Genomic DNA, 21,873 nt, shown 5'->3' on the forward strand with positions numbered 1-21,873 from the left:
CACAAGCAGAAAAAGGGGCGGATTTATTTGATTAATAAATCCGCCCCTTTTTTATTTTTTACTGAGCTACTTCGGATAAAGCGGCGGCAACCCACTATCCCCAACCGGATCCTGCACCCGCTCCGCCGTCGGAATCGTTCGAATCGCCCGCCACAGATCCTCTCCCTGCCAATGCTGCCCGGTCTCGCTGTACAGCGCTCCGTTCAAACCATCGAGCGCATCCGACAGCGGCACAAACCGCGCTGCCATATCGGCCAGGGTTTCCGGCTGCTGTCGGGCCCAGGCGTCGAGGGCCTGGCGGGTGGCGTGGGGGTCGTTGGCCTGGCTGGCGCGTTTGATGTCGTCAAGCAGGGTGCGCGGGCTCGGGCCGGTTTGTGCGGCGCGCAGGATCGCCGGCTGCCAGCGGGCACGCCACCAGAGGCCGAAGCCGAGCAGGGTGGTGCAGGCGAAAACGAAGGTGCTGAGCTTCCACCACCACAAGGCTTCGCTGTCGGCCGCGCTGAGCGGTTGAGCGCTGCCCGCCGGGGTGTCGACTTGCAGGCTCGGGTTGTTCGCCACTTGCAGGGTGCGCGCCGGCAGGCTGGTGTGTTCCAGGTGATCTTCGAAGGTGTTCCACCAGACCACGTCCATCGTTGGCAATTCGATCGAGCCGCTGCGGCTCGGCACCAGTGCTTCGCGTTCTTCGCGGCTGCCAATGAGGCCGCGGTCGCTGCTCTGGTTGTTCAGCACCGGTTGATCCGGGTAGCGGCGCAGGCCGTTGGCTTCGGTGGCGGGCAGGGCGGGCAGTTGCGAGCTGGCCAGGCCTTCGACCTTTAGGGTCAGGCTGCGGGTCAGGGAGTCGCCGACCTGGGTGTGTTCCGGCTCCGGGTTCCAGCTCTCGCTCAGGCTCAGGCTGCGGGCTGGCAGCCACGGTGCGTCGCTGGGGTAGGTCATCGGTTTCGGTTTGACCGTCAGCGACGTAGCGGTGGAGCTGACGCGCATCAGCTTGCCCGGCTTCGGCCCCTGCGCCGTGGCGTCCTGCGCGGGCTGGGTGTCGACGAGTGTGGCGCTGAAGGTCTGCGGGGCGATGCTCAGCAAACCGCTGTGCTGCGGATAGATCGCGTAGCGCATCTCGATCACGCCGTGGCGCACACCGTTGATGTCTTTTTCGTAGGTGCGCATGTCGCCCAGTTGCTCGATGCGCGCATCGGCGATCTGCAACGGCGTCAGGCTGCTGTCGTCGTACAGCGACACCGAATGGTAGATGCGCAACGTCAGGATGGCCTGGGCCTGCACGTAGACGCTGGTCTGGTCGAGGCTGGCTTCGATGAACACCGGTTCGCGGGCGCTGCTCTCTTCGCGAGTGTCGCTCTCGATCACTTGCACGGTGATGGGCTGGCTCTCGACGTCGCCCAGTTTCAGCGGCGGGATTTCCACGCTGCCGTTCTGCTTGGGCAGCAACGTGATGATCCAGCGCGTGGTGGCGCGGTTGTCACCGTTGAGTGTGTTCAACTGGTTGACCTGACGCGTGCCGCGCACTTCGAACAGGGGTTCCAGCGGGCTCAGATCCGGTTTGCCGAACTGCGTGACATCGTTGGACTCGAGGGTGAGTTCGACCGTCTCGCCGGAGTTCAGGCGACTGCGATCCACACTGGCCGTCAGCTCGGCCGCCTGGGCGGTGGCCGTGCAGATCAGCAGGGGCAGCAAGAGAGCGGTGAAACGGGTCATCGAATGTTTTCCTGATCCTGATGTTGTTGCTGTTCGTACCAGAATTTGCGTCGCAGCAGTTCGCCCGGATCATCCGGGATCTTGCCCAGCCACTGTTCCAGCGCCTGCTGTTGCTCGCCTTCGAGGTTGTCCTCATTGGGGCGCAGCAGCGGCGCAGTGTTCTGTTCCTTGCCCGGTTCGCTGTCCGGCAGCTCGTTGGCACCCGGCTGCGGCGGGGTAGTCGGCGGCGGTTCGCTGGCGGACTCACCGGTTTGCGGCTCGCTGTGGGTTTCGCTTTTGACCGCTGGCGGCGGAGCGGTCGGTGGCGGTGGTTCGTCGCCTGGTATGTTTGGCTGCGCCGGTTTGTCTTGCGGTTCGGCCGGCGGCGGGGCGTTTTTCTGTTTGAGCAGGTTTTCCACCAGCGCCTTGTTGGTCAGCGCCGGGCGCAGATCCGGCTGGCGTTCCAGAGCCTGTTCGTAGGCGTCCAGCGCCGCTTCCAGCTCGCCGCTTCTGGCCAGGGCATTGCCACGATTGTAGTGGGCGTGGGCGTCATTGCCCTCGGCGAAACGCTGAGCGGCGCCACTGTAGTCGCCGGCCTCGTACAACGCCACCCCTTGCCATTGCGGATCTTCGAAATGCTTCGCCGCTTCGGCCGGACGCTTCTGTTTGAGCAGATGCAGGCCTTGCTGATCGGGGCGCAGCCACAGGTCTTCGAAGTCGAAGGCATAGCTCGGTTGCGGCAATGCCAGCAGCAACGGCAGGCAGAACAACCAGCCACGCCGCCCGGCGCACGCGGCGAGCAACAACAGCGGCAACAGCAGCCAGTAACCCTGATCGGCCCAGGTGTCGAGGCGAACGGTCTGGCCATCATTGCGCAGGCCGCGTGGGCCGTCGAGCAGGCCGAGGTCGCCCAGATCGGACTCATCCAGCCGCGCGCTGCGGTACTCGCCGCCGACCGCGTTGAGGAATGCGCCGAGGCCCGGGCTGTCAAGTTGCGGCACCCGGATCGCGCCTTGTTCATCCTTGAGGAAACTCCCGTCCTCCTGAGCAATCGGCGCGCCCTCAGCGGTGCCGACACCAAGCATCAACAACTGCGCCGATTGGCCGCTTAGTGCATTGCGAATACCTTGGCGTTCTTCTTCCGACAGCGAAGAACCAATGAGCAGAATCCGCCCCTGACCCAGCGCACCCTGCTTGAGCAACGCTAGCGCCTTGCCCACTGCCAGATCGGCGCGATGGCCGCTTTCCGGCATCAGCGAGGGCTTGAGCGCGTCGAGCAGGTTGCGACTGGTCGCCAGGTCATCCGACAGCGGCACCAGCGTATGGGCGCTGCCGGCGTAAACGACGATGGCGGTCTGCGCGTCGCTGCGCACTTTCAGCAGGTCGAACAGCTTGCGCCGGGCCTGTTCCAGTCGCGTTGGCGGCGAATCGGTGGCGAGCATTTCCGGGGTCAGTTCCAGCGCCACCACCAACGGGTCGGCGGGTTTCTGGCTGGTTTGTTCGACCCGCTCCCAGCTCGGCCCGAGCAACGCCAGAATCGTCAGCAGCCAGGCCACGCTCAGGGCGACCCACGGCAATTTGCTGTCGCGACCGCTGCCGCCACTGAGCAGCGTGGCGTGAAAGGCCGGCGGCAGAATCATCTGCCAGCGACCGGCGCGTTTCTGCCGGTGCCAGAGCTGCCAGATCAGCCAGCCGAGCGCCGGCAGCAGCAACAGCCACCAGGGACGGAACCAGTGCGGCCAGAGAGCGATCATCGGCGCCTCCGCAAACGCAAACGCTTGAGACGGTCGCGCCAGTCAGGCAGAGGACTTTGCAGATACAGCTCCTTGGTGAACAGCCGTTGCAGCGGGTTGTCCGGCCACAACACACGGGCCACCAGCAACATGCTCAGCAGCAGGGCGAATGCCAGCGGCCACTGATACAACGCCTGCGCCGGTCGGGCCTGGGTCGGTTGCTGAGTCACTGGTTCGAGCTGGTCGAGGGTGTCCTTGATCGCTTGCAGTTGCTGGCCGTCGCGGGCGCGGAAGTATTGGCCGCCGGTGACTTCGGCGATGGCCTTGAGTGCCGGCTCGTCGAGATCGAGAGTCGGATTGCCGCCGAGCAACGCCGTGGCGCCGCTTTCTTCAGGATCGGCGCCGATGCCGATCGGGTAGATTTTCACGCCTTCACTGGCGGCCAGTTTGGCGGCGGTCAGCGGGTCGATTTCGCCGCCATTGTTCGCGCCGTCGGTGACCAGAATCAGCACCCGGCTCTGGGCCGGACGCATACGCAGGCGCTTCAGGGCCAGGCCGATGGCGTCGCCAATCGCGGTGTTCTTGCCGGCGATGCCGATCCGCGCTTCATCGAGCCAGACCCGAACGGTGCGCCGGTCAAACGTCAGCGGCGCTTGCAGGTAGGCCTGGCTGCCGAACAGGATCAGACCGACGCGGTCGCCATCGCGGCTTTCGAGAAAATCACCGAGCAAATGCTGGACCAGCGACAGGCGACTGACGTCTTCGTCGTTCCATTGCATGTCCGGGAAATCCATCGAGCCGGACACGTCCACCGCCACCAGCAGATCACGACCGCTGGCGGCAATCGGCAGCGGTTCGCCGAGCCATTGCGGGCGGGCGGCGGCGATCAGCAGAAACAGCCACAGCAGCATGAACGGCGCTTGCTGGCGCCACGCTGGCAGGTTGGCCCGGGCGCGGCGGCGGGCGAGGCCTTCGAGGTCACCGAGGAAACTCACTTTCAGCGCCGGTTCGCCGCTGTCGGCCACCGGCAGCACGAGGCGCATCAGCCACGGCAGCGGCATCAGCAGAAAGATCCACGGCCAGGCGAACTCAAACATGTTTGCGGATCCAGGTGTCGACTGCCTGGGTCAGGCCGGCGATGGCTTTGTCGTCGAGCTTGCACTCGGGTTTGTAGGCGCCTTCGACGAGCACCATCCACCGGGTCAGGCCGGCGGCGGGGCAACGGTTGTCGAGAAACGCCAGCCATTTGCGGCCGTTGAGGGTATGGCTCTGGCTGTAGGGATAGTGGTTGCGGCACAGGCGTTTGAGCAGGCCGTTGAGCTGCTGCAGCCAGGCCCCGGCCGGGGCGCCGTCGTAGGGTTTGGGCATCTGCGCCAGTTCGGCGAGTGCGGCGATACGCACCGGATCGAGCGGCAGTTCGGCGCGCACGACCGGTTTTTTCTTGATCGGAATGAAACGTCGCAGCCGCCAGATCACGAAACCGATTACCGGCAACAGTAAAAGCAGCAGCCACCAGCCCGGCGCCGGCGGCCAGAAGGCAATCGGTGGCGGGGAGATCAGTGGTTGCAGTTGTTCGAGGCCGTTCATCGACCTTTCCCCGGACGTTGCGGGTTCAGGAACTCGCGCATCTGTTCGACCATTTCGCTCTGGGTGCTCAGCGGCATCAGCAGCACTCGCAGCTTTTGCGCGAGCAATTCCCAGCGAGCGATCCGCGCTTCGGCCTGGGCGCGGTAGGTCTGGCGCAGATCGAAATTGAGGGTGTCGAGTTCCAGCTGCGCGCCGCGTTCGGCGAATCTCAGTAGGCCGGCGGCGGGCAGGGCGTGATCCAGCGGATCGGACAGCGGCAGCATCAACAGATCGCAATGGCGCGACAACAGGCTCAATTGCTGCTCGGCGCTGTCGGACAGTGCGCGCTCGTCGCAGATCACGATCACCAGACTGCCCGGTCGCAGCACTTCGCGGGCCCGGCGCAACGCCACGCCAAACGCATCGCGATCCGGCTCCCGCTCGCTGTGCAGCGACTGATTGACCTTCACCAAGCGGTTGAGCAGTTGCAACAGGCTCTGCTTGCTGCGGCGCGGTTTGATTTCGTAGTGCTCGTTGTCGCCGAACACCAGCCCGCCAACCCGGTCGTTGTGACCCAGTGCGGCCCAGCCGATCAGCGCCGCAGCCTGCGCCGCAAGCACCGATTTGAACATCAGCCCGGAGCCGAAGAACAGTCGCGTGCTTTGCTCGACCATGATGAAAATCGGCCGTTCGCGTTCTTCATGGAACAGTTTGGTGTGCGGTTCCTGCGTCCTCGCCGTGACGCGCCAGTCGATGGTGCGCACGTCGTCGCCGGCCTGATAGACCCGCACCTGATCGAAGTCGACGCCGCGACCACGGAATTTCGAGTGATGCAGGCCGATCAGCGGGCTGCGCTGGCTCGGCGTGGAAAACAGCTGCACTTCGCGCACGCGGTGACGCATCTCGATCAGCTCGGCGAGGCTGATGCGGATGCCCGGTTCGGACGGCAGAGAGGCGTTCATCGGGGTCAAGCGACGGCTACGACGTCGAGAATCCGTTGCACCACGCGATCCTGATCGATGCCAGCGGCTTCGGCCTCGAACGACAGAATGATGCGGTGACGCAACACGTCGAACAGCACCGCCTGGATGTCTTCCGGGCTGACGAAGTCGCGACCGGCCAGCCAGGCGTGGGCGCGGGCGCAGCGGTCGAGGGCGATCGAGCCGCGCGGGCTGGCGCCGTAGGCGATCCACTCGGCCATTTCCGGGTCGAACTTGGCCGGGTTGCGCGTGGCCATGACCAGTTGCACCAAGTATTCCTCCACGGCATCCGCCATGTACAGACCGAGGATTTCCTTGCGCGCGGCGAAGATCGCCTGCTGGCTGACCCGACGCTCAGGCTTGGTTTCGCCGTTCAGGGCTTCGCCCCGGGCCTGTTGCAGGATCCGACGCTCGACGGCGGCATCCGGGAAGCCCATTTTTACGTGCATCAGGAAGCGGTCGAGCTGGGCTTCGGGCAACGGATAGGTGCCTTCCTGCTCGATCGGGTTCTGCGTGGCCATCACCAGAAACAGCGGCGACAGCTCGTAAGTGCTGCGCCCGACGCTGACCTGACGTTCGGCCATGGCTTCGAGCAAGGCTGATTGCACCTTGGCTGGGGCACGGTTGATTTCGTCCGCCAGCACCAGGTTGTGGAAGATCGGGCCTTGCTGGAATACGAAGCTGCCGGTTTCCGGGCGATAGATCTCGGTGCCGGTGATGTCGGCGGGCAGCAGGTCCGGGGTGAACTGAATGCGATGGAACTGGGCTTCGATGCCCTCGGCGAGCTCTTTGATCGCTTTGGTCTTGGCCAGACCCGGAGCGCCCTCGACCAGCATGTGGCCGTCGGCGAGCAGGGCGATGAGCAAGCGCTCGATGAGTTTTTCCTGGCCGAGAATCTGCGTTGAAAGAAAGGTTCGCAGCGCCAGCAGCGCTTCACGATGTTCCATCGATGACTGTTCCTGGAAAGGGAGGCCACAGGCGTTCGGATAACGCCGGGGCTGGGGGCGTTACTTTAATCCATCGCAGGGGGTGGCGACTAACGGCATTTTGCGCAAAGTGCGGGAAATGACCGGGGCAATTGTTGGAATTTTGTAGGGCGGGGGAGGTGCGGTGTTCTTTCGGGCCCTTTCGCTCGCGAAAGGGCCGGCCCAGATGCCATCAAATCTGGCTGATATAGGTGCCAGTACCATCAAGAATGTTCTTCAGGGTTTCCTCGACTTCAGCCAGATCCACCATGTCCGGATTGAAAGTGATTTCCAGCACATCATCCCCGTTCAACGCATCGGCATCGGCTGCAGCGATTTCGATCTTCAACAGGGTTTTGGTCAAAGTGACCTTGACGCCATCAAGGGTCGACGGCTCGCCGTCCAGCGTGATCTCCAGCTCGTCCTCGTCCGGGTAGCGGCTCATCAGGAACATGTCGCCCTTGTCGCTGTGGCAGCAGAGCATGGCCATGTTGTCTTCTTCGTCGTCGCATGGGTTGACGATCAAAAGGGCGGTGGTCATTTGCATGGGGAATTCCTGCCTCGGCGGGCTTGTTGGTCGCAATTGGGCGCGATTCTGCCAGCCCCCGGGAATTTCTGCATGTGAGAGTGTCAGAGGATGTGTCGTGAACGCGACACAGGTCAATGGTCATTCCTGGCACGCCTGTACCGTAAAAACGGGCATTCAGACCGGCGTTCCGCCCCATGAATGCTAGTGTTTACCGATGCGCAGGCCTTGGTTTACGTGCCAATGACCGAATATGTCGCAGCACCGCAAGCAGACACATTGTCGCACCCATTAAGCTGCGCAACGGATGAGCACCCGTAAAGGCATTGCCATGGCCCCGCGAGCGGCGCCGGGCAGTCGTTTTTGCAGATGCCCATTCATGGAAGGTGAATGTGACCTGAGTGTCTCGTCCAGCTTCACCCACCTGTCACCCTGTTTCCTCTGCCCGAGAATCAGGAACAGGGCGACGGAACGCCCCGAAAGGGGTTTTGCACGCGACGCTTTCCATCAATAACAAGCCCAAGCGGAGTACCACAGATGGCGTTCTTCACCGCAGCCAGCAAAGCCGACTTCCAGCACCAACTGCAAGCGGCACTGGCGCAGCACATCAGTGAACAGGCACTGCCACAAGTGGCGCTGTTCGCTGAACAATTCTTCGGCATCATTTCCCTGGACGAGCTGACCCAACGTCGCCTCTCCGACCTCGCTGGCTGTACTCTCTCTGCGTGGCGCCTGCTTGAGCGCTTCGATCACGCGCAACCGCAAGTGCGCGTCTACAACCCCGATTACGAACGTCACGGCTGGCAGTCGACCCACACCGCGGTCGAAGTGCTGCACCATGACTTGCCGTTCCTGGTGGACTCGGTGCGTACCGAGCTGAACCGTCGCGGCTACAGCATCCACACCCTGCAGACCACCGTGCTGAGCGTGCGTCGTGGCAGCAAGGGCGAACTGCTGGAAATCCTGCCAAAAGGTTCGACCGGCGAAGGCGTGCTGCACGAGTCGCTGATGTACCTGGAAATCGACCGCTGCGCCAATGCGGCCGAACTGAATGTGCTGAGCAAGGAACTGGAACAGGTCCTGGGTGAAGTCCGCGTCGCGGTCTCCGATTTCGAGCCGATGAAGGCCAAGGTGCAGGAAATCCTCACCAAGCTCGATAACAGCGCATTCGCCGTCGATGCCGACGAGAAGACCGAAATCAAGAGCTTCCTGGAATGGCTGGTGGGCAACCACTTCACCTTCCTCGGCTACGAAGAATTCACCGTTGTCGATCAGGCCGATGGCGGCCACATCGAATACGACCAGAATTCGTTCCTCGGCCTGACCAAGATGCTGCGCACCGGTCTGACCAACGAAGACCGCCACATCGAAGACTATGCCGTGAAATACCTGCGCGAACCGACACTGCTGTCGTTCGCCAAGGCCGCGCATCCGAGCCGCGTGCACCGTCCGGCTTACCCGGACTACGTGTCGATTCGCGAAATCGATGCCGACGGCAAAGTGATCAAGGAACACCGCTTCATGGGCCTGTACACCTCGTCGGTGTATGGCGAAAGCGTGCGTGTCATCCCGTTCATCCGCCGCAAGGTCGAGGAAATCGAACGTCGCTCGGGCTTCCAGGCCAAGGCTCACCTGGGCAAGGAACTGGCTCAGGTTCTGGAAGTGCTGCCGCGTGACGATCTGTTCCAGACCCCGGTCGACGAACTGTTCAGCACCGTGATGTCGATCGTGCAGATCCAGGAACGCAACAAGATTCGTGTGTTCCTGCGCAAAGACCCGTACGGTCGTTTCTGCTACTGCCTGGCCTATGTGCCACGCGACATCTACTCCACCGAAGTCCGCCAGAAAATCCAGCAAGTGCTGATGGAACGCCTGAAGGCTTCCGACTGCGAGTTCTGGACGTTCTTCTCCGAGTCCGTGCTGGCCCGCGTGCAACTGATCCTGCGCGTCGACCCGAAAAACCGCATCGACATCGACCCGCTGCAACTGGAAAACGAAGTGATCCAGGCCTGCCGCAGCTGGCAGGACGACTACGCCGCCCTGACCGTCGAAACTTTCGGCGAAGCCAACGGCACCAACGTGCTGGCCGACTTCCCGAAAGGCTTCCCGGCCGGCTACCGCGAGCGTTTCGCTGCGCATTCGGCCGTGGTCGACATGCAGCACCTGCTCAACCTGAGCGAGAAAAAGCCGCTGGCCATGAGCTTCTACCAGCCGCTGGCCTCCGGCCCACGCGAGCTGCACTGCAAGCTGTATCACGCCGATACCCCGCTGGCCCTGTCCGACGTACTGCCGATCCTGGAAAACCTCGGCCTGCGCGTGCTGGGTGAATTCCCGTACCGTCTGCGTCATACCAACGGCCGCGAGTTCTGGATCCACGACTTTGCGTTCACCGCCGCCGAAGGCCTGGACCTGGACATCCAGCAACTCAACGACACCCTGCAGGACGCGTTCGTCCACATCGTCCGTGGCGATGCCGAGAACGATGCGTTCAACCGTCTGGTGCTGACCGCCGGCCTGCCATGGCGCGACGTGGCGCTGCTGCGTGCTTACGCTCGCTACCTGAAGCAGATCCGCCTGGGCTTCGACCTCGGCTACATCGCCAGCACCCTGAACAACCACACCGACATCGCTCGCGAACTGACTCGCTTGTTCAAGACCCGCTTCTACCTGGCGCGCAAGCTCGGCAGCGATGATCTGGACGACAAGCAACAGCGTCTGGAGCAGGCCATCCTGACCGCGCTGGACGACGTTCAAGTCCTCAACGAAGACCGCATCCTGCGTCGTTACCTGGACCTGATCAAAGCGACCCTGCGGACCAACTTCTACCAGACCGACGCCAACGGCCAGAACAAGTCGTACTTCAGCTTCAAGTTCAACCCGCACTTGATCCCTGAGCTGCCGAAACCGGTGCCGAAGTTCGAAATCTTCGTTTACTCGCCACGCGTCGAAGGCGTGCACCTGCGCTTCGGCAACGTCGCTCGCGGTGGTCTGCGCTGGTCCGACCGTGAAGAAGACTTCCGTACCGAAGTCCTCGGCCTGGTAAAAGCCCAGCAAGTTAAAAACTCGGTCATCGTGCCGGTGGGTGCGAAGGGCGGCTTCCTGCCGCGTCGCCTGCCACTGGGCGGCAGCCGTGACGAGATCGCGGCCGAGGGCATCGCCTGCTACCGCATCTTCATTTCGGGCCTGTTGGACATCACCGACAACCTGAAGGACGGCAAACTGGTACCGCCGGCCAACGTCGTGCGGCATGACGACGATGACCCGTACCTGGTGGTCGCGGCGGACAAAGGCACTGCAACCTTCTCCGACATCGCCAACGGCATCGCCATCGACTACGGCTTCTGGCTGGGTGACGCATTCGCGTCCGGTGGTTCGGCCGGTTACGACCACAAGAAAATGGGCATCACCGCCAAGGGCGCGTGGGTTGGCGTTCAGCGCCACTTCCGCGAGCGCGGCATCAATGTCCAGGAAGACAGCATCACCGTAGTCGGCGTGGGTGACATGGCCGGTGACGTGTTCGGTAACGGCCTGTTGATGTCCGACAAGCTGCAACTGGTTGCCGCGTTCAACCACATGCACATCTTCATCGACCCGAACCCGGATCCGGCCACCAGCTTCGCCGAGCGTCAGCGCATGTTCGATCTGCCGCGTTCGGCCTGGACCGACTACGACACCAGCATCATGTCCGAAGGCGGCGGCATCTTCTCGCGCAGCGCGAAGAGCATCGCCATCTCGCCACAGATGAAAGAGCGCTTCGACATCCAGGCCGACAAGCTGACCCCGACCGAACTGCTGAACGCCTTGCTCAAGGCGCCGGTGGATCTGCTGTGGAACGGCGGTATCGGTACTTACGTCAAAGCCAGCACCGAAAGCCACGCCGATGTCGGCGACAAGGCCAACGACGCACTGCGCGTGAACGGCAACGAACTGCGCTGCAAAGTGGTGGGCGAGGGCGGTAACCTCGGCATGACCCAACTGGGTCGTGTGGAGTTCGGTCTCAATGGCGGCGGTTCCAACACCGACTTCATCGACAACGCCGGTGGCGTGGACTGCTCCGACCACGAAGTGAACATCAAGATCCTGCTGAACGAAGTGGTTCAGGCCGGCGACATGACCGACAAGCAACGCAACCAGTTGCTGGCGAGCATGACCGACGAAGTCGGTGGTCTGGTGCTGGGCAACAACTACAAGCAGACTCAGGCTCTGTCCCTCGCGGCCCGCCGTGCTTACGCGCGGATCGCCGAGTACAAGCGTCTGATGAGCGACCTGGAAGGCCGTGGCAAGCTGGATCGCGCCATCGAGTTCCTGCCGACCGAAGAGCAACTGGCCGAACGCGTTGCCGAAGGCCATGGCCTGACCCGTCCTGAGCTGTCGGTGCTGATCTCGTACAGCAAGATCGACCTCAAGGAGCAGCTGCTGGGCTCCCTGGTGCCGGATGATGACTACCTGACCCGCGACATGGAAACGGCGTTCCCGCCGACCCTGGTCAGCAAGTTCTCCGAAGCCATGCGTCGTCACCGCCTGAAGCGCGAGATCGTCAGCACCCAGATCGCCAACGATCTGGTCAACCACATGGGCATCACCTTCGTTCAAAGGCTCAAAGAGTCTACCGGCATGACCCCGGCGAACGTGGCGGGCGCTTACGTGATCGTGCGTGACATCTTCCACCTCCCGCACTGGTTCCGTCAGATCGAAGCGCTGGACTACCAGGTTTCCGCTGACGTGCAGCTGGAGCTGATGGACGAGCTGATGCGTCTGGGCCGTCGCGCTACGCGCTGGTTCCTGCGTGCCCGTCGCAACGAGCAGAACGCTGCCCGTGACGTCGCGCATTTCGGTCCGCACCTGAAGGAGCTGGGCCTGAAGCTGGACGAGCTGCTGAGCGGCGAAATCCGCGAAAACTGGCAAGCGCGTTATCAGGCGTACGTCGCCGCCGGTGTACCGGAACTGCTGGCGCGTATGGTGGCGGGTACGACCCACCTCTACACGCTGCTGCCGATCATCGAAGCGGCCGACGTGACCGGTCAGGATCCAGCCGAAGTGGCCAAGGCGTACTTCGCCGTGGGCAGCGCGCTGGACATCACCTGGTACATTTCGCAGATCAGCGCCTTGCCGGTTGAAAACAACTGGCAAGCCCTGGCCCGTGAAGCGTTCCGCGACGACGTCGACTGGCAGCAACGCGCGATCACCATCGCCGTTCTGCAAGCGGGCGGCGGTGATTCGGACGTGGAAACCCGTCTGGCACTGTGGATGAAGCAGAACGACGCCATGATCGAACGCTGGCGCGCGATGCTGGTGGAAATCCGTGCCGCCAGCGGCACCGACTACGCCATGTACGCGGTGGCCAACCGTGAGCTGAACGACGTGGCGCTGAGCGGTCAGGCGGTCGTGCCTGCCGCGGCGACTGCGGAGCTTGAGCTTGCTTGAGTAGCCGTTGAATGAAAAAGCCCCGCTCTCGAAAGAGGCGGGGCTTTTTCATGCCTGTGTTCGGCGATATTGATGTGTTGATGCACAGAACCAACCCCCTCACCCCAGCCCTCTCCCCCAGGGGGGCGAGGGGGAAAGGGAGCCGATTTGTGTGCTTTTCAACACTTGAGTTCGCCTCGGTATTTCACGTCGGTGTAACTCCTACAATCACCTCGGTCAGTCCCCTCTCCCTCCGGGAGAGGGTTAGGGTGAGGGCAGCGACCTAACTATCACCGCACACTAAGGTCTTGTTTAGTATCAAACATCGACACATTACCTGCCGACCTGGTCAATAAATTACTGAGCGACTGGTCAAACTTCTGCAGCGCCCGAACTTGCACATTCTGCTGTTCATTAATATCCGCCACGATATCTTCCGAACGTTTGTAATCCGCCCATAACGGACTCAAGGCTCTGGCGTCCGTCCCTTTGGCCGTGCCGATATAGTTGAACTTCCCGTCATAAAAGTCCGCGCTCACATCCGCCTTGACGTCCGAACTGCGCGACGTAATCAACTGGCTGTGAGTGTCGACGATCGCCACCACATCCGGGTTGGCCGCGCGCAGGCTCTGCATGTCCGGGTACACCGTCACCGAGCCGAACTGGCGTTGCAGCGAAGCTTTCACCCAATCCACCGCCATGTCCGGTTTCGAGGTAGCGACGTAGGCGTCGTGGATCGGCTGCACCAGCAGGCTCTGGCCGAAACCGGTGCCGGCGTTGGCCTGGTAGTTGCGCAGGTAGTCGCGGTTGGTCTGGGTGCTCGGGCTGTAAATCACGCCCAGCGACACGCCCGGGCCGGCCTTCACGGTGGTCATGTGGCTGCGGCCCACCGGGTGGGGCAGCAACGTGTCGAGTGACGATACCGCTTTGGGCGCGGTGGGTACCGAGCAGGCCGTCAGTGTCAGCAGTGAAAGGAACAAAGTGCTGGCGAACGCAGGTTTCATGGTGTTTCTCCCGTGAAACAACTTCAGTCGGAAAGTTTAAGTTGCCACTGTTTGTGGCAGTTGAATCAGACTAAACCTGTGGCGGTTTTATGAAACGACCAATCAGTGAAGTTATCAGGAGGCCAATAGTTTTATTTGCTGTAAGCCGGGCAGGTTAATTGCGGCCAGCATTAAAAACGCCCAAATCGACGATTTGAGCGTTTTTATTTATGGCTGACGTAACAGCAATCAGTTTTCCAGGGGGATCAATACTTTCTCATCGGGCGACAGCACCATGAATACCAGCAATTTGGCCGGTTTGCTCTTGCTGGCGTTTTTCGAGATCAAATGCTCGGAACCGGCCGGCTCGTACCAGTACTGGCCTTTCTTGTAGGTGATCGGTTGTTCACCTTTGACCTGGGAAACGATCTCGCCTTCGAGCACGTAGGCCATGGCCGTGCCGTCGTGTTTGTGGGCAATCGAAGACTGGCCGGGTTTGTAATCGACCTCAATCATCATGGCTTTTTTGCCGGGCACGTTTTTCAGCATCTGATCCTGCAGCACCGAGATTTTCTCGGATGGGGAATCGGTGCCGTGGGCCAGTGCCGAAGCGCTGATGGTGAGGGCCAGAGCGGCGAGCGGGGCGGCAAGCAAGTGCAGGACTTTCATGGTGATCACCTGATAAGTGGGGGAGTCGGTCATCACAGTAGTCCGCGTGCCGGGGTATTCAAACGGCCAATACTCGTGAAGATCAGGTGACCAATCTGGGGGATTGCAGCGCATTCAAATACGCCATCGCTGGCAAGCCAGCTCCCACAGTTTTTTGTGTCGTTCATATGATTTGTGAACAATACAAAACCTTGTGGGAGCTGGCTTGCCAGCGATGGCGTCCGTAAGTCAAACGATCGGAAAGGAGTTGAAATCCACGCTATTGGCCAGACGGCTGTCGATCAGGTCGATGAAGCCCTGGGCTTCCGGGCGATTGAAATGCGCCTGCATCGCCGCTTCCGACTGCCAGCGGGCGCTGACCGTCCAGCGGTGGCTGTCCTCGGGGCAGCGGTCGACCATGTAGGAATCGCAGCCCGGCGTTTCGCGCAGGGTTTCGACGATCTTCTGCAACTGCTTGCCCAGCTCCTCCGATCGGCCGGCGGCAGCCTGCACCTGTACGGTGTTGATCACTTCGTTGGACATTGCTCACACTCCTGAATCAGGCCGGACGAATCCTGCTCATTGAGGGATAACGCTTGTGCAGGATAGGCCTGCACCCCCGAATCACCAATAACCAATCGGCGGTTAATCGTTTAGTCCAATCTAACCAGCGACCTGTTGCAGAATGTCGCGCAGGCGGTCCAGCGCGATGTCTATGTCCAGCGTCTCGATGGCGCCGAAACCGAAGTACATCCCGCTTTTGGCCGGTTGCTGGTAATAGAAGCCGTCGATGGCGTACAGCCCGACTTCGACCTTTTTCGCCAGTTCGATCACCAGCGGCAAGTCGATCGGCACCTTGCAGAACACTGCCATGTGAAACCCCGCGCTGGGCGGCACGGCTTGCAGCCACGGCGACAGGTCGGTGGCCATGCGCGCCAGAATCCGCTCGCGGCGCTGGGCATAAATGGTATGGCAGCGGCGAATGTGCTTGAGCAGGCACCCCTCGGCGATGAACTTGGCCAGCGCCCATTGAGGCAGGGTGGAGGCATGCAGATCGGTGAGCTGCTTGGCGCGGATCACCGCTTCGAGAATCGCCGGAGGCAGGATCGCGTAGCCGAGGCGCAGCTCCGGCAACAGGGTTTTCGAGAAGGTGCCGACGTAGGCGACGATGCCGCGCTGATCGAGCTTGTGCAGCGAATCGGTCGGTCGGCCTTCGTAGCGGAACTCGCTGTCATAGTCGTCCTCGATGATGATTGCGCCCAGCTCATGGGCCCGTTCGAGCAGGGCTTTGCGCCGCGCCTGACTCATCGGCATGCCCAGCGGAAACTGGTGCGACGGCGTCACGTAAATCAGCCGCGTGCCTTCGGGAATCCGCTCGACCTGAATGCCCTCGGCATCCACCGGCACGCCGACCACCGTCGCCCCGTGAGTACCGAACAGCAGCCGCGCCGGCGGGTAACCGGGATCTTCCATCGCCACCAGACTGCCGGGGCGAATCAACACGCGAGTGATCAGATCCAGCGCCTGTTGCGCGCCGTTGCACACCACGATGTCCTCGTCCTGACAATTCACGCCACGGGAAAACGCGATGTGCCGGGCAATCGCATTGCGCAGCGCCGGCAGGCCTTCCGGCACGCTGTAAAAACCTTTGGAATTGGCCATCTGCCGCAGTGCATGAGAGACGCAGCGGCGCCAGTCATCCTGGGGAAACTGGCCCTTGCTGGTGGCGCCGCCGATGAAGTCATAGCGCAGCGAACCCTCGAGCGTTGGATGCCGCAGGAACACCGGCAGATTGCGCCAGCTCTCGATCACCTCGGAACTGGCCAGCTCGGAATAGCTTTGCTTGCGCTGCACCGGCGTCGAGCGGGCGTTGACGTAAGTGCCTTTGCCGATCACGCCAGTGAGGAAATTCTCGTAGGTGAGTTGCGCGTAGGTGTCGGAAATGGTCTTGCGCGAGATCCCCAGTTGCTCGGCGAGCAAACGGCTGGGCGGCAACTGCGTGCCGGCGGCCAGACGCCCGGATTCAATGGCGCCGCGCAGTTGCTGGTACAACTGACCGGCCAGGTCCTTGCGGCCATTGATTACGACATGCAGTTCCATACCGACGGGGCGCTCCGGGCGATTGAGTGTGCCGGCCAGATTACTCCCGAATGCAGTATCGACAGAAGTTGCGTAGTGCAAATCCCCCAAATTGGCATAGGGCCCTGTGGGAGCTGGCTTGCCAGCGATAGCGGTGTATCTGCTGACATCTATGTTGAATGTGATTGCCCCATCGCTGGCAAGCCAGCTCCCACAGGAATGTTGTTTTACTTGAATCAGTGGTCTGCCGTTTTTTCGTGCAATTGGGGCTGTAACGGCGCCCAACCAGCGCCTACCGTGAAATCACTCTTCTGCTGCCCGAGGCCCGCCCATGTCCCCGCGTCTGGATTACTACAGCGCTTCACCCAAAGCCATGAAAGCGATGATTGCCCTGGAAGCGCTGACCAGCAGCCTGAGCATCGAGCCGCCGCTGCTGCACCTGATCAAGATCCGCGCCTCGCAGCTCAACGGCTGCGCGTTCTGCACCGACATGCATTCGGTGGAGGCGCGGCGGGCAGGGGAGACGGACCGACGGCTGTACGCCATCGCGGTCTGGCGCGACAGCGGCTTCTTCAACCTGCGCGAACGGGCCGCACTGGCCTGGACCGAGGCCGTCACGCTGCTGGCGGACAGCCGGGTGCCTGACGATGTTTACCAGCAGGCGCGGGAACAATTCAACGAGACGGAACTGGTGGACCTGACCATGGCCGTCAGCACCATCAACAGCTGGAACCGGTTGGCGGTGAGTTTTCGCCAGATTCCCAGTGATTGATCACTAGCGGTTGATCGCTTCCACGTGCCCGCGCGTTGAACGCACCACGCCCCCACACGGTGATCGTTCCCACGCTCCCGCGTGGGAATGCCTCTAGGGACGCTCCGCGTCCAGTGACGCAGAGCGTCACGGGCTGCATTCCCACGCGGGAGCGTGGGAACGATCAGGTAAAAGTTAGTTCGGTGGCCGCTGCGGTTTCACCGACGTACCAAACGTGTTGCCCATCCGCGTACTGGTGGCCGCCGGCGTCGCCAGCCCCACCTGATTCGGCGGGCGTTTATTGACCGGCACATTCATCGCTTCCTGATTCTTCTGCGCAGCCGCCGCACCATTGGGGTTGTTGCCCATCTGCTGGCTCAGGCAATCGTAATTCGGCGCCTTGTAGCCACCCACCGTCACCTCGACGCAGCCCAGCGGTTCCTCCGCGTGTGCACCGCCAAACGCCATCAGCAACAACCCGCCGAGGGCGACTTTCCAGACTGATTTCATGCCTGCCTCCTGGCCGGCCCGAAGGGGCCGCTCTGGCTCAAGAGTCTAGTGCAACGGCGGCGCCGATCCCGTGATGGTTTTTTTGCAGTGGCCGTCACACCAGATTCATAAACAGCCCTCAGGATGACGGTTTTCAGGGATACATCAGCCGTGCAGCGAGGCCGTGCCAGGGAGGATGTTGTGCGCTCAGCGCTCATGCGCCAGCTCTGTCTGGGGCTGCTGCTTGGCTTGTTTCTGAGCCGTGCCGGCGCCGAACCGATGCCGGCGACGATGCGCATGACGCTGCACATCCCGGCCCAGGAACTGGCCCGCGCCCTCGATCAGTTCAGCCGCGCCACCGGCATGGCGGTGCTGGTCGACAGTCAGTTGAGTCGTGGTCGACGTTCGTTGGCGGTGGATGGCGAATTCACCGCTGCCGAAGCGTTGCGCCGGATGCTCGGCGGCAGCGGGTTGATGGCCAAGTACAGCCGCGACGACGCGTTCACCTTGCAGGTTGCGCAAGTCGAGGAAGTACCAATGACGGCGGAGAAACCAACTCCCGCCAGCGCAGCCGTCAACCGCAGTTACGCCACGGCGGTGCAGGCTGCAATTGAACGCAACCTGTGCCGCTCGCCGCTGACCCGGCCCGGCAGTTTTCGCGCGGTACTGCAGCTGTGGATCGGCCGCGACGGCGTGGTGCAGCACAACCGGTTGGTCACCTCGACCGGCGATGTTCGGCGCGATGCAGCGCTGGTAGACAGTTTTCACACGCTCAAGATCGACCGGCCGACACCCGGCGCATTGCGCCAGCCAGTCACGTTGCTGTTGTTACCCGAATCGTCAGGAAAGCGCATGGAATGCACACAATGGGAAGGAGTTTCCGGGGGATGAAAGACGCCGGACAAAGTTCGATGGTCCAGCTGTTCCTGACGTCCTACGAGGACTTTCGGGTGCGCCTGCGACGCCGTCTCGGCTCGGAGGACCTGGCCAACGACGTGCTGCACGAAACCTACCTGCGGGTCGACCGTATGGAAGCGCCGCCGAACCTGCTGCGGCCCAACGCCTACCTCTATCGCATGGCCCTGAACATCGCCGCCGACCGCCGCCAGGCCGATGCGCGGCTGCTCACCGGCAGCGAAGTCGAAGAACTGCTGCAAGTCAGCGACGAAGCGCTGGACCCGATGCGCGTGGTCGGCGGCCAAAAGGAAATCCAGTCCCTGCTCAGCGCCCTCTACGAGCTGCCAGCCCGGCGCCGCCGGATCTTCATCGCCGCACGGCTGGAAGAAGCGCCGCACCTGGAAATTTCCCAGCGTTTCGGCATTTCCACGCGCATGGTCGAGAAGGAAATCAAAGCCGCCCTCGGACACTGCGCGGCCAAACTGGAAAGAAAAGTGTTTCAGCGGTTCGGTCGCGGGGCCGGAAAACCGTCTAGTGAATGAAGCTCCCGATCAACCCGTCGAGTACCTGTGCGTTTGAACATCTTCCGTCTGACACCTGCCGAGCTCACGCCTGCCGAGCGTCTGCAAAGCGAAGCCCGCGACTGGCTGATCCTGCTGACCTCCGGCCGCGCCACGGTCGCCGATGCCCGAGCGCTGCGCCAGTGGTGCGCCCAAAGCCCCGAACACGCCCGCGCCTTCGAAGAGTGCAAGGCCTTGTGGCACCTGCTGCAACCGGCGGCCGAGGCGATGCAGGCACCACGCCGGTTTGGACGTCGGGCCTTTCTCGGCGGCGCGATTGCCGCGTCGGCGGCGTTCCTGCTGGTGCGCGGCACGATTCCGGGCGGGTTCTCAGGGCTTGGGGCTGATTACATCACCGAAGTCGGCCAGCAACGTCGCGTCGAACCGGCCGACGGCTTGAGCCTTGAATTGAACACACAGACCCGCATCAACCAGCGTTCGGTGGATGAGGGCGTGCAGGGGTTTGAACTGGTCAGCGGCGAAGTCGAAGTGCAGACCGCGCGACTGCCGATGGCGATGCAGGCCGGTGGTGGTTGGTTGCGGGCGAGCAGGGCGCGGTTCAACCTGCGCAACCTCGATCAACAGGTGTGCGTGACGTGCCTCGATGGCGCGGTTGAAGTGGAAGTTGAAGGTCGTAGCCTGCGCCTGGAACCGGGCCAGCAACTGACCTATGACGCGCAACAGGTCGGCACCGTGCAAAGCGTCGACACGGCGGCGGTGATGAACTGGCGTCAGCAGGTGCTGGTGTTCAACGGCGCGACCCTGAGCCAGATGATCGACGAGATCAACCGTTACCGCCCAGGCATGTTGCTGCTGCTCAACCGAGAACTCGGCCAGCGCCGCGTGCAGGCGCGTTTCTCCCTTGACCAACTGGCCGGCGTAGGCGCTTTGATTCGCGATGCCTACGGCGTCAAATGCACCGAGTTGCCGGGCGGCGTAGTCGTCCTCAGCTAACTAACTAACACATCACCCACAAACACCCTAAAACCCTGTGGGAGCTGGCTTGCCAGCGATAGCGGTATGTCAGGCAATGAGATGTTGGATGTGCAGGCCCCATCGCTGGCAAGTCGAATCGTCGCACCGCAGCTCCCACAGGGATCTCAGTGAACCCAGTTATTGGAGCGGCCCCATCACCTGCCGATACTTCTCCACCCCCTGCGGCGTCTCCCGAGTCAACCGCACCTCCAGCCCCAACGGATCCTCCCGCCGATTCCCACTCAACTGCCGCCACCCCTTGTCCACCTCCCAAACCCGCACCTGCAAATCACTCACCTCACCCAAAACCGCCACCCCAGCCGTCGGCGCCGGCAACGGATAGCGACTCCGCGCCGGCGCCACCGCGCGATACAACGTGTCCCCCTTGAGCCACCAGCGCACCCGCTGCAACGCCCCCGGCTGATCCGCCGCGCTACGAATGATGTCCAGCCGAAACCCCTTGCTGTCACTGCTGCGCACGGTAACGGCTGGCGGCGCCGTCGCTGGTTCATCCTCGGTGCCGACCTTCTTCGGCTCCGTCAGCTCGATCCCGGCGCGCATCTCCACATCCCGCTGCATCTGATTCAACGCCCGCAACAGGCTGTCGCTCTGCTCACCACTGGCCTGCAAATGGCTGTCGGCGCGGGTGACATTGTCCAGCCCCTTCCAGGCAATCAAACTGACCACCGCCATCAACAGAATCGCGACCATCACCTCGATCAGCGTAAAACCTTGTTGTCTGTTCATTGCACGCTAATCCGGCCCGAAGCATCGCGCAGCACACTCAACCGATTGAGCCCGTCAGACAGCGTCAACTGCAGCGGCGGATTGATCCACTCCGCGTTCAGCACCACTTTCTGCTTCGGCTCCACCCGCACCTCCAGCTTCGGACTCTGCCAGGGACGCGGCCGCAACTGCGGGTCCCGATCGAAATGATCAAAGCCCTTGCCACTGTCACTGCGCCGACTGAACCGAAACCCCTTGCCATCGCTCAACCACGCAATCGGCCGCCCATCGGCGCGGGCCTCAGCCTGGGCAATCTGCAGCAACTGCGCCACGCACTCGGCGTCCTTGCGCAGCAACTGCAACGGATCGGGCTTGATACTCAAACTGATCGCCGCACTGGCGATACCGATGATCACCAGCACCACCATCAACTCGATCAGCGTAAAACCCTGCTGCCTGCACCGGTTCATCGAATGCGCACTCCCTTGCGTCCAGCCCCGTCCCAAAAAACCATCCTGCACGGCCAACATGTAAGGCGTGTGAAATAAAACCGTGAGAATTGCGGCGTAGTCTGGTCACCGGGACTAAAAGGAGATTCAGCCCATGAGATACACCGCACGCTTTTCACCCCCCCAAATCACCCAGGCCGCCGCACTGCTGGCCGCCTTGGTCGGCATCGCCACCTGGTCATCCCTGCTCCTGACCACCGCCGAATCCCACACCCCGGCCGCCACCCCGCAACTGCTTGCCGCACGCAGCGACAACCCGGCGTTGCAGTGGTTCTCCAACCGCACGGCGCCGGTGGAGATCAAGGTCAGTGGGGTGATGGCGGGGAGCCGCGGGGCGGTGGCGATACTGAGCCTCAATGACGGGCCGCCGAGGAGCTTTTTGCAGGGGGAGCGGGTG

Annotated in this window: 20 protein-coding genes; 6 read left to right on the top strand and 14 right to left on the bottom strand. The window is 62.3% G+C overall.

Going from position 1 to position 21,873, the window contains the following annotated elements; all coding sequences use genetic code 11:
- Window positions 1-66: 66 nt before the first annotated feature.
- The 7 genes from C1X29_RS19505 to C1X29_RS19535 form a co-directional block, all read right to left on the bottom strand.
- On the bottom strand, window positions 67-1,707 hold the full coding sequence (locus C1X29_RS19505; protein ID WP_102718148.1) for a BatD family protein: 1,641 nt from the start codon (window positions 1,705-1,707) through the stop codon (window positions 67-69).
- Window positions 1,704-3,440 carry a tetratricopeptide repeat protein gene (locus C1X29_RS19510; RefSeq protein ID WP_102718149.1) on the bottom strand — a complete coding sequence of 579 codons (1,737 nt, stop codon included), beginning with the start codon at window positions 3,438-3,440 and terminating at the stop codon, window positions 1,704-1,706. The genes C1X29_RS19505 and C1X29_RS19510 overlap by 4 nt, the downstream gene beginning before the upstream one ends.
- Entirely contained in the window at window positions 3,437-4,516 is a 1,080-nt protein-coding gene (locus C1X29_RS19515) for a VWA domain-containing protein (RefSeq protein ID WP_102718150.1), read from the bottom strand. Before C1X29_RS19515 ends, C1X29_RS19510 begins: the two co-directional genes overlap by 4 nt.
- The gene (locus C1X29_RS19520) at window positions 4,509-5,006 is read right to left on the bottom strand and encodes a DUF4381 domain-containing protein (protein ID WP_085746250.1); all 498 of its coding nucleotides are present in this window, start codon (window positions 5,004-5,006) and stop codon (window positions 4,509-4,511) included. Before C1X29_RS19520 ends, C1X29_RS19515 begins: the two co-directional genes overlap by 8 nt.
- Entirely contained in the window at window positions 5,003-5,947 is a 945-nt protein-coding gene (locus tag C1X29_RS19525) for a DUF58 domain-containing protein (RefSeq protein WP_007959332.1), read from the bottom strand. The genes C1X29_RS19520 and C1X29_RS19525 overlap by 4 nt, the downstream gene beginning before the upstream one ends.
- Window positions 5,948-5,952: 5 nt before the next feature.
- Entirely contained in the window at window positions 5,953-6,912 is a 960-nt protein-coding gene (locus C1X29_RS19530) for a MoxR family ATPase (protein WP_011334589.1), read from the bottom strand.
- A 211-nt stretch (window positions 6,913-7,123) separates the two neighbouring features.
- On the bottom strand, window positions 7,124-7,477 hold the full coding sequence (locus C1X29_RS19535; RefSeq protein ID WP_003225678.1) for a hypothetical protein: 354 nt from the start codon (window positions 7,475-7,477) through the stop codon (window positions 7,124-7,126).
- 516 nt (window positions 7,478-7,993) lie between these two features.
- Between C1X29_RS19535 and C1X29_RS19540 the strand changes: the two genes are divergently transcribed.
- Entirely contained in the window at window positions 7,994-12,880 is a 4,887-nt protein-coding gene (locus tag C1X29_RS19540) for an NAD-glutamate dehydrogenase (protein ID WP_102718151.1), read from the top strand.
- Between the two features lie 269 nt (window positions 12,881-13,149).
- Here C1X29_RS19540 and C1X29_RS19545 read toward each other — a convergent pair whose 3' ends face one another.
- The 4 genes from C1X29_RS19545 to C1X29_RS19560 form a co-directional block, all read right to left on the bottom strand.
- Window positions 13,150-13,863, bottom strand: a complete 714-nt coding sequence (locus tag C1X29_RS19545; RefSeq protein ID WP_102718152.1) for an ATPase — start codon at window positions 13,861-13,863, stop codon at window positions 13,150-13,152.
- A gap of 228 nt (window positions 13,864-14,091) precedes the next feature.
- Window positions 14,092-14,511, bottom strand: coding sequence for a cupin domain-containing protein (locus tag C1X29_RS19550; RefSeq protein WP_085746253.1), 420 nt, complete (start codon window positions 14,509-14,511; stop codon window positions 14,092-14,094).
- Between the two features lie 228 nt (window positions 14,512-14,739).
- Window positions 14,740-15,033: a putative quinol monooxygenase gene (locus C1X29_RS19555; RefSeq protein ID WP_007959339.1), complete on the bottom strand. Its 294-nt coding sequence runs from the start codon at window positions 15,031-15,033 to the stop codon at window positions 14,740-14,742.
- 120 nt (window positions 15,034-15,153) lie between these two features.
- A complete protein-coding gene (locus C1X29_RS19560) occupies window positions 15,154-16,590 on the bottom strand; it encodes a PLP-dependent aminotransferase family protein (protein WP_102718153.1) in 1,437 nt (478 codons plus the stop codon).
- Window positions 16,591-16,900: 310 nt separating this feature from the next.
- Here C1X29_RS19560 and C1X29_RS19565 point away from each other — a divergent pair, with 310 nt between their 5' ends.
- Entirely contained in the window at window positions 16,901-17,341 is a 441-nt protein-coding gene (locus tag C1X29_RS19565; protein ID WP_007959341.1) for a carboxymuconolactone decarboxylase family protein, read from the top strand.
- 174 nt (window positions 17,342-17,515) lie between these two features.
- On the opposite strand, the gene C1X29_RS19570 is transcribed toward C1X29_RS19565, so the two are convergent.
- The gene (locus tag C1X29_RS19570) at window positions 17,516-17,830 is read right to left on the bottom strand and encodes a hypothetical protein (protein WP_102718154.1); all 315 of its coding nucleotides are present in this window, start codon (window positions 17,828-17,830) and stop codon (window positions 17,516-17,518) included.
- A gap of 195 nt (window positions 17,831-18,025) precedes the next feature.
- Between C1X29_RS19570 and C1X29_RS19575 the strand changes: the two genes are divergently transcribed.
- Genes C1X29_RS19575 through C1X29_RS19585 form a run of 3 tightly spaced genes read left to right on the top strand, consistent with a single transcriptional unit; the run spans window position 18,026 to window position 20,220 of the window.
- Entirely contained in the window at window positions 18,026-18,700 is a 675-nt protein-coding gene (locus tag C1X29_RS19575) for a secretin and TonB N-terminal domain-containing protein (RefSeq protein WP_102718155.1), read from the top strand.
- Window positions 18,697-19,248 (top strand): RNA polymerase sigma factor, encoded by a 552-nt coding sequence (locus C1X29_RS19580; RefSeq protein ID WP_011334580.1) that lies wholly within the window; start codon window positions 18,697-18,699, stop codon window positions 19,246-19,248. The genes C1X29_RS19575 and C1X29_RS19580 overlap by 4 nt, the downstream gene beginning before the upstream one ends.
- Window positions 19,249-19,281: 33 nt before the next feature.
- A complete protein-coding gene (locus tag C1X29_RS19585; protein WP_102718160.1) occupies window positions 19,282-20,220 on the top strand; it encodes a FecR family protein in 939 nt (312 codons plus the stop codon).
- 159 nt (window positions 20,221-20,379) lie between these two features.
- Here C1X29_RS19585 and C1X29_RS19590 read toward each other — a convergent pair whose 3' ends face one another.
- Together C1X29_RS19590 and C1X29_RS19595 are read right to left on the bottom strand one after the other, a co-directional pair.
- On the bottom strand, window positions 20,380-20,988 hold the full coding sequence (locus C1X29_RS19590; protein ID WP_102718156.1) for a prepilin-type N-terminal cleavage/methylation domain-containing protein: 609 nt from the start codon (window positions 20,986-20,988) through the stop codon (window positions 20,380-20,382).
- A complete protein-coding gene (locus C1X29_RS19595; protein ID WP_085711301.1) occupies window positions 20,985-21,437 on the bottom strand; it encodes a prepilin-type N-terminal cleavage/methylation domain-containing protein in 453 nt (150 codons plus the stop codon). Before C1X29_RS19595 ends, C1X29_RS19590 begins: the two co-directional genes overlap by 4 nt.
- Window positions 21,438-21,570: 133 nt before the next feature.
- Here C1X29_RS19595 and C1X29_RS19600 point away from each other — a divergent pair.
- On the top strand, window positions 21,571-21,873 hold a 303-nt coding region (locus C1X29_RS19600; protein WP_102718157.1), incomplete at its 3' end, for a general secretion pathway protein GspC.

Source organism: Pseudomonas sp. GW456-12-10-14-LB2 (assembly GCF_002884345.1).
GTDB classification, from domain to species: domain Bacteria; phylum Pseudomonadota; class Gammaproteobacteria; order Pseudomonadales; family Pseudomonadaceae; genus Aquipseudomonas; species Aquipseudomonas paraglycinae.

Bases quoted from the DNA above. Each gene is read 5' to 3' on its own strand.
- C1X29_RS19535 (WP_003225678.1), bottom strand. From the start codon at position 7,477: ATGCAAATGACCACCGCCCTTTTGATCGTCAACCCATGCGACGACGAA.
- C1X29_RS19515 (WP_102718150.1), bottom strand. From the start codon at position 4,516: ATGTTTGAGTTCGCCTGGCCGTGGATCTTTCTGCTGATGCCGCTGCCG.
- C1X29_RS19590 (WP_102718156.1), bottom strand. From the start codon at position 20,988: ATGAACAGACAACAAGGTTTTACGCTGATCGAGGTGATGGTCGCGATT.
- C1X29_RS19580 (WP_011334580.1), top strand. From the start codon at position 18,697: ATGAAAGACGCCGGACAAAGTTCGATGGTCCAGCTGTTCCTGACGTCC.
- C1X29_RS19545 (WP_102718152.1), bottom strand. From the start codon at position 13,863: ATGAAACCTGCGTTCGCCAGCACTTTGTTCCTTTCACTGCTGACACTG.
- C1X29_RS19560 (WP_102718153.1), bottom strand. From the start codon at position 16,590: ATGGAACTGCATGTCGTAATCAATGGCCGCAAGGACCTGGCCGGTCAG.
- C1X29_RS19540 (WP_102718151.1), top strand. From the start codon at position 7,994: ATGGCGTTCTTCACCGCAGCCAGCAAAGCCGACTTCCAGCACCAACTG.
- C1X29_RS19570 (WP_102718154.1), bottom strand. From the start codon at position 17,830: ATGAAATCAGTCTGGAAAGTCGCCCTCGGCGGGTTGTTGCTGATGGCG.
- C1X29_RS19555 (WP_007959339.1), bottom strand. From the start codon at position 15,033: ATGTCCAACGAAGTGATCAACACCGTACAGGTGCAGGCTGCCGCCGGC.
- C1X29_RS19510 (WP_102718149.1), bottom strand. From the start codon at position 3,440: ATGATCGCTCTCTGGCCGCACTGGTTCCGTCCCTGGTGGCTGTTGCTG.
- C1X29_RS19575 (WP_102718155.1), top strand. From the start codon at position 18,026: ATGCGCCAGCTCTGTCTGGGGCTGCTGCTTGGCTTGTTTCTGAGCCGT.
- C1X29_RS19520 (WP_085746250.1), bottom strand. From the start codon at position 5,006: ATGAACGGCCTCGAACAACTGCAACCACTGATCTCCCCGCCACCGATT.
- C1X29_RS19565 (WP_007959341.1), top strand. From the start codon at position 16,901: ATGTCCCCGCGTCTGGATTACTACAGCGCTTCACCCAAAGCCATGAAA.
- C1X29_RS19525 (WP_007959332.1), bottom strand. From the start codon at position 5,947: ATGAACGCCTCTCTGCCGTCCGAACCGGGCATCCGCATCAGCCTCGCC.
- C1X29_RS19595 (WP_085711301.1), bottom strand. From the start codon at position 21,437: ATGAACCGGTGCAGGCAGCAGGGTTTTACGCTGATCGAGTTGATGGTG.
- C1X29_RS19505 (WP_102718148.1), bottom strand. From the start codon at position 1,707: ATGACCCGTTTCACCGCTCTCTTGCTGCCCCTGCTGATCTGCACGGCC.
- C1X29_RS19530 (WP_011334589.1), bottom strand. From the start codon at position 6,912: ATGGAACATCGTGAAGCGCTGCTGGCGCTGCGAACCTTTCTTTCAACG.
- C1X29_RS19550 (WP_085746253.1), bottom strand. From the start codon at position 14,511: ATGAAAGTCCTGCACTTGCTTGCCGCCCCGCTCGCCGCTCTGGCCCTC.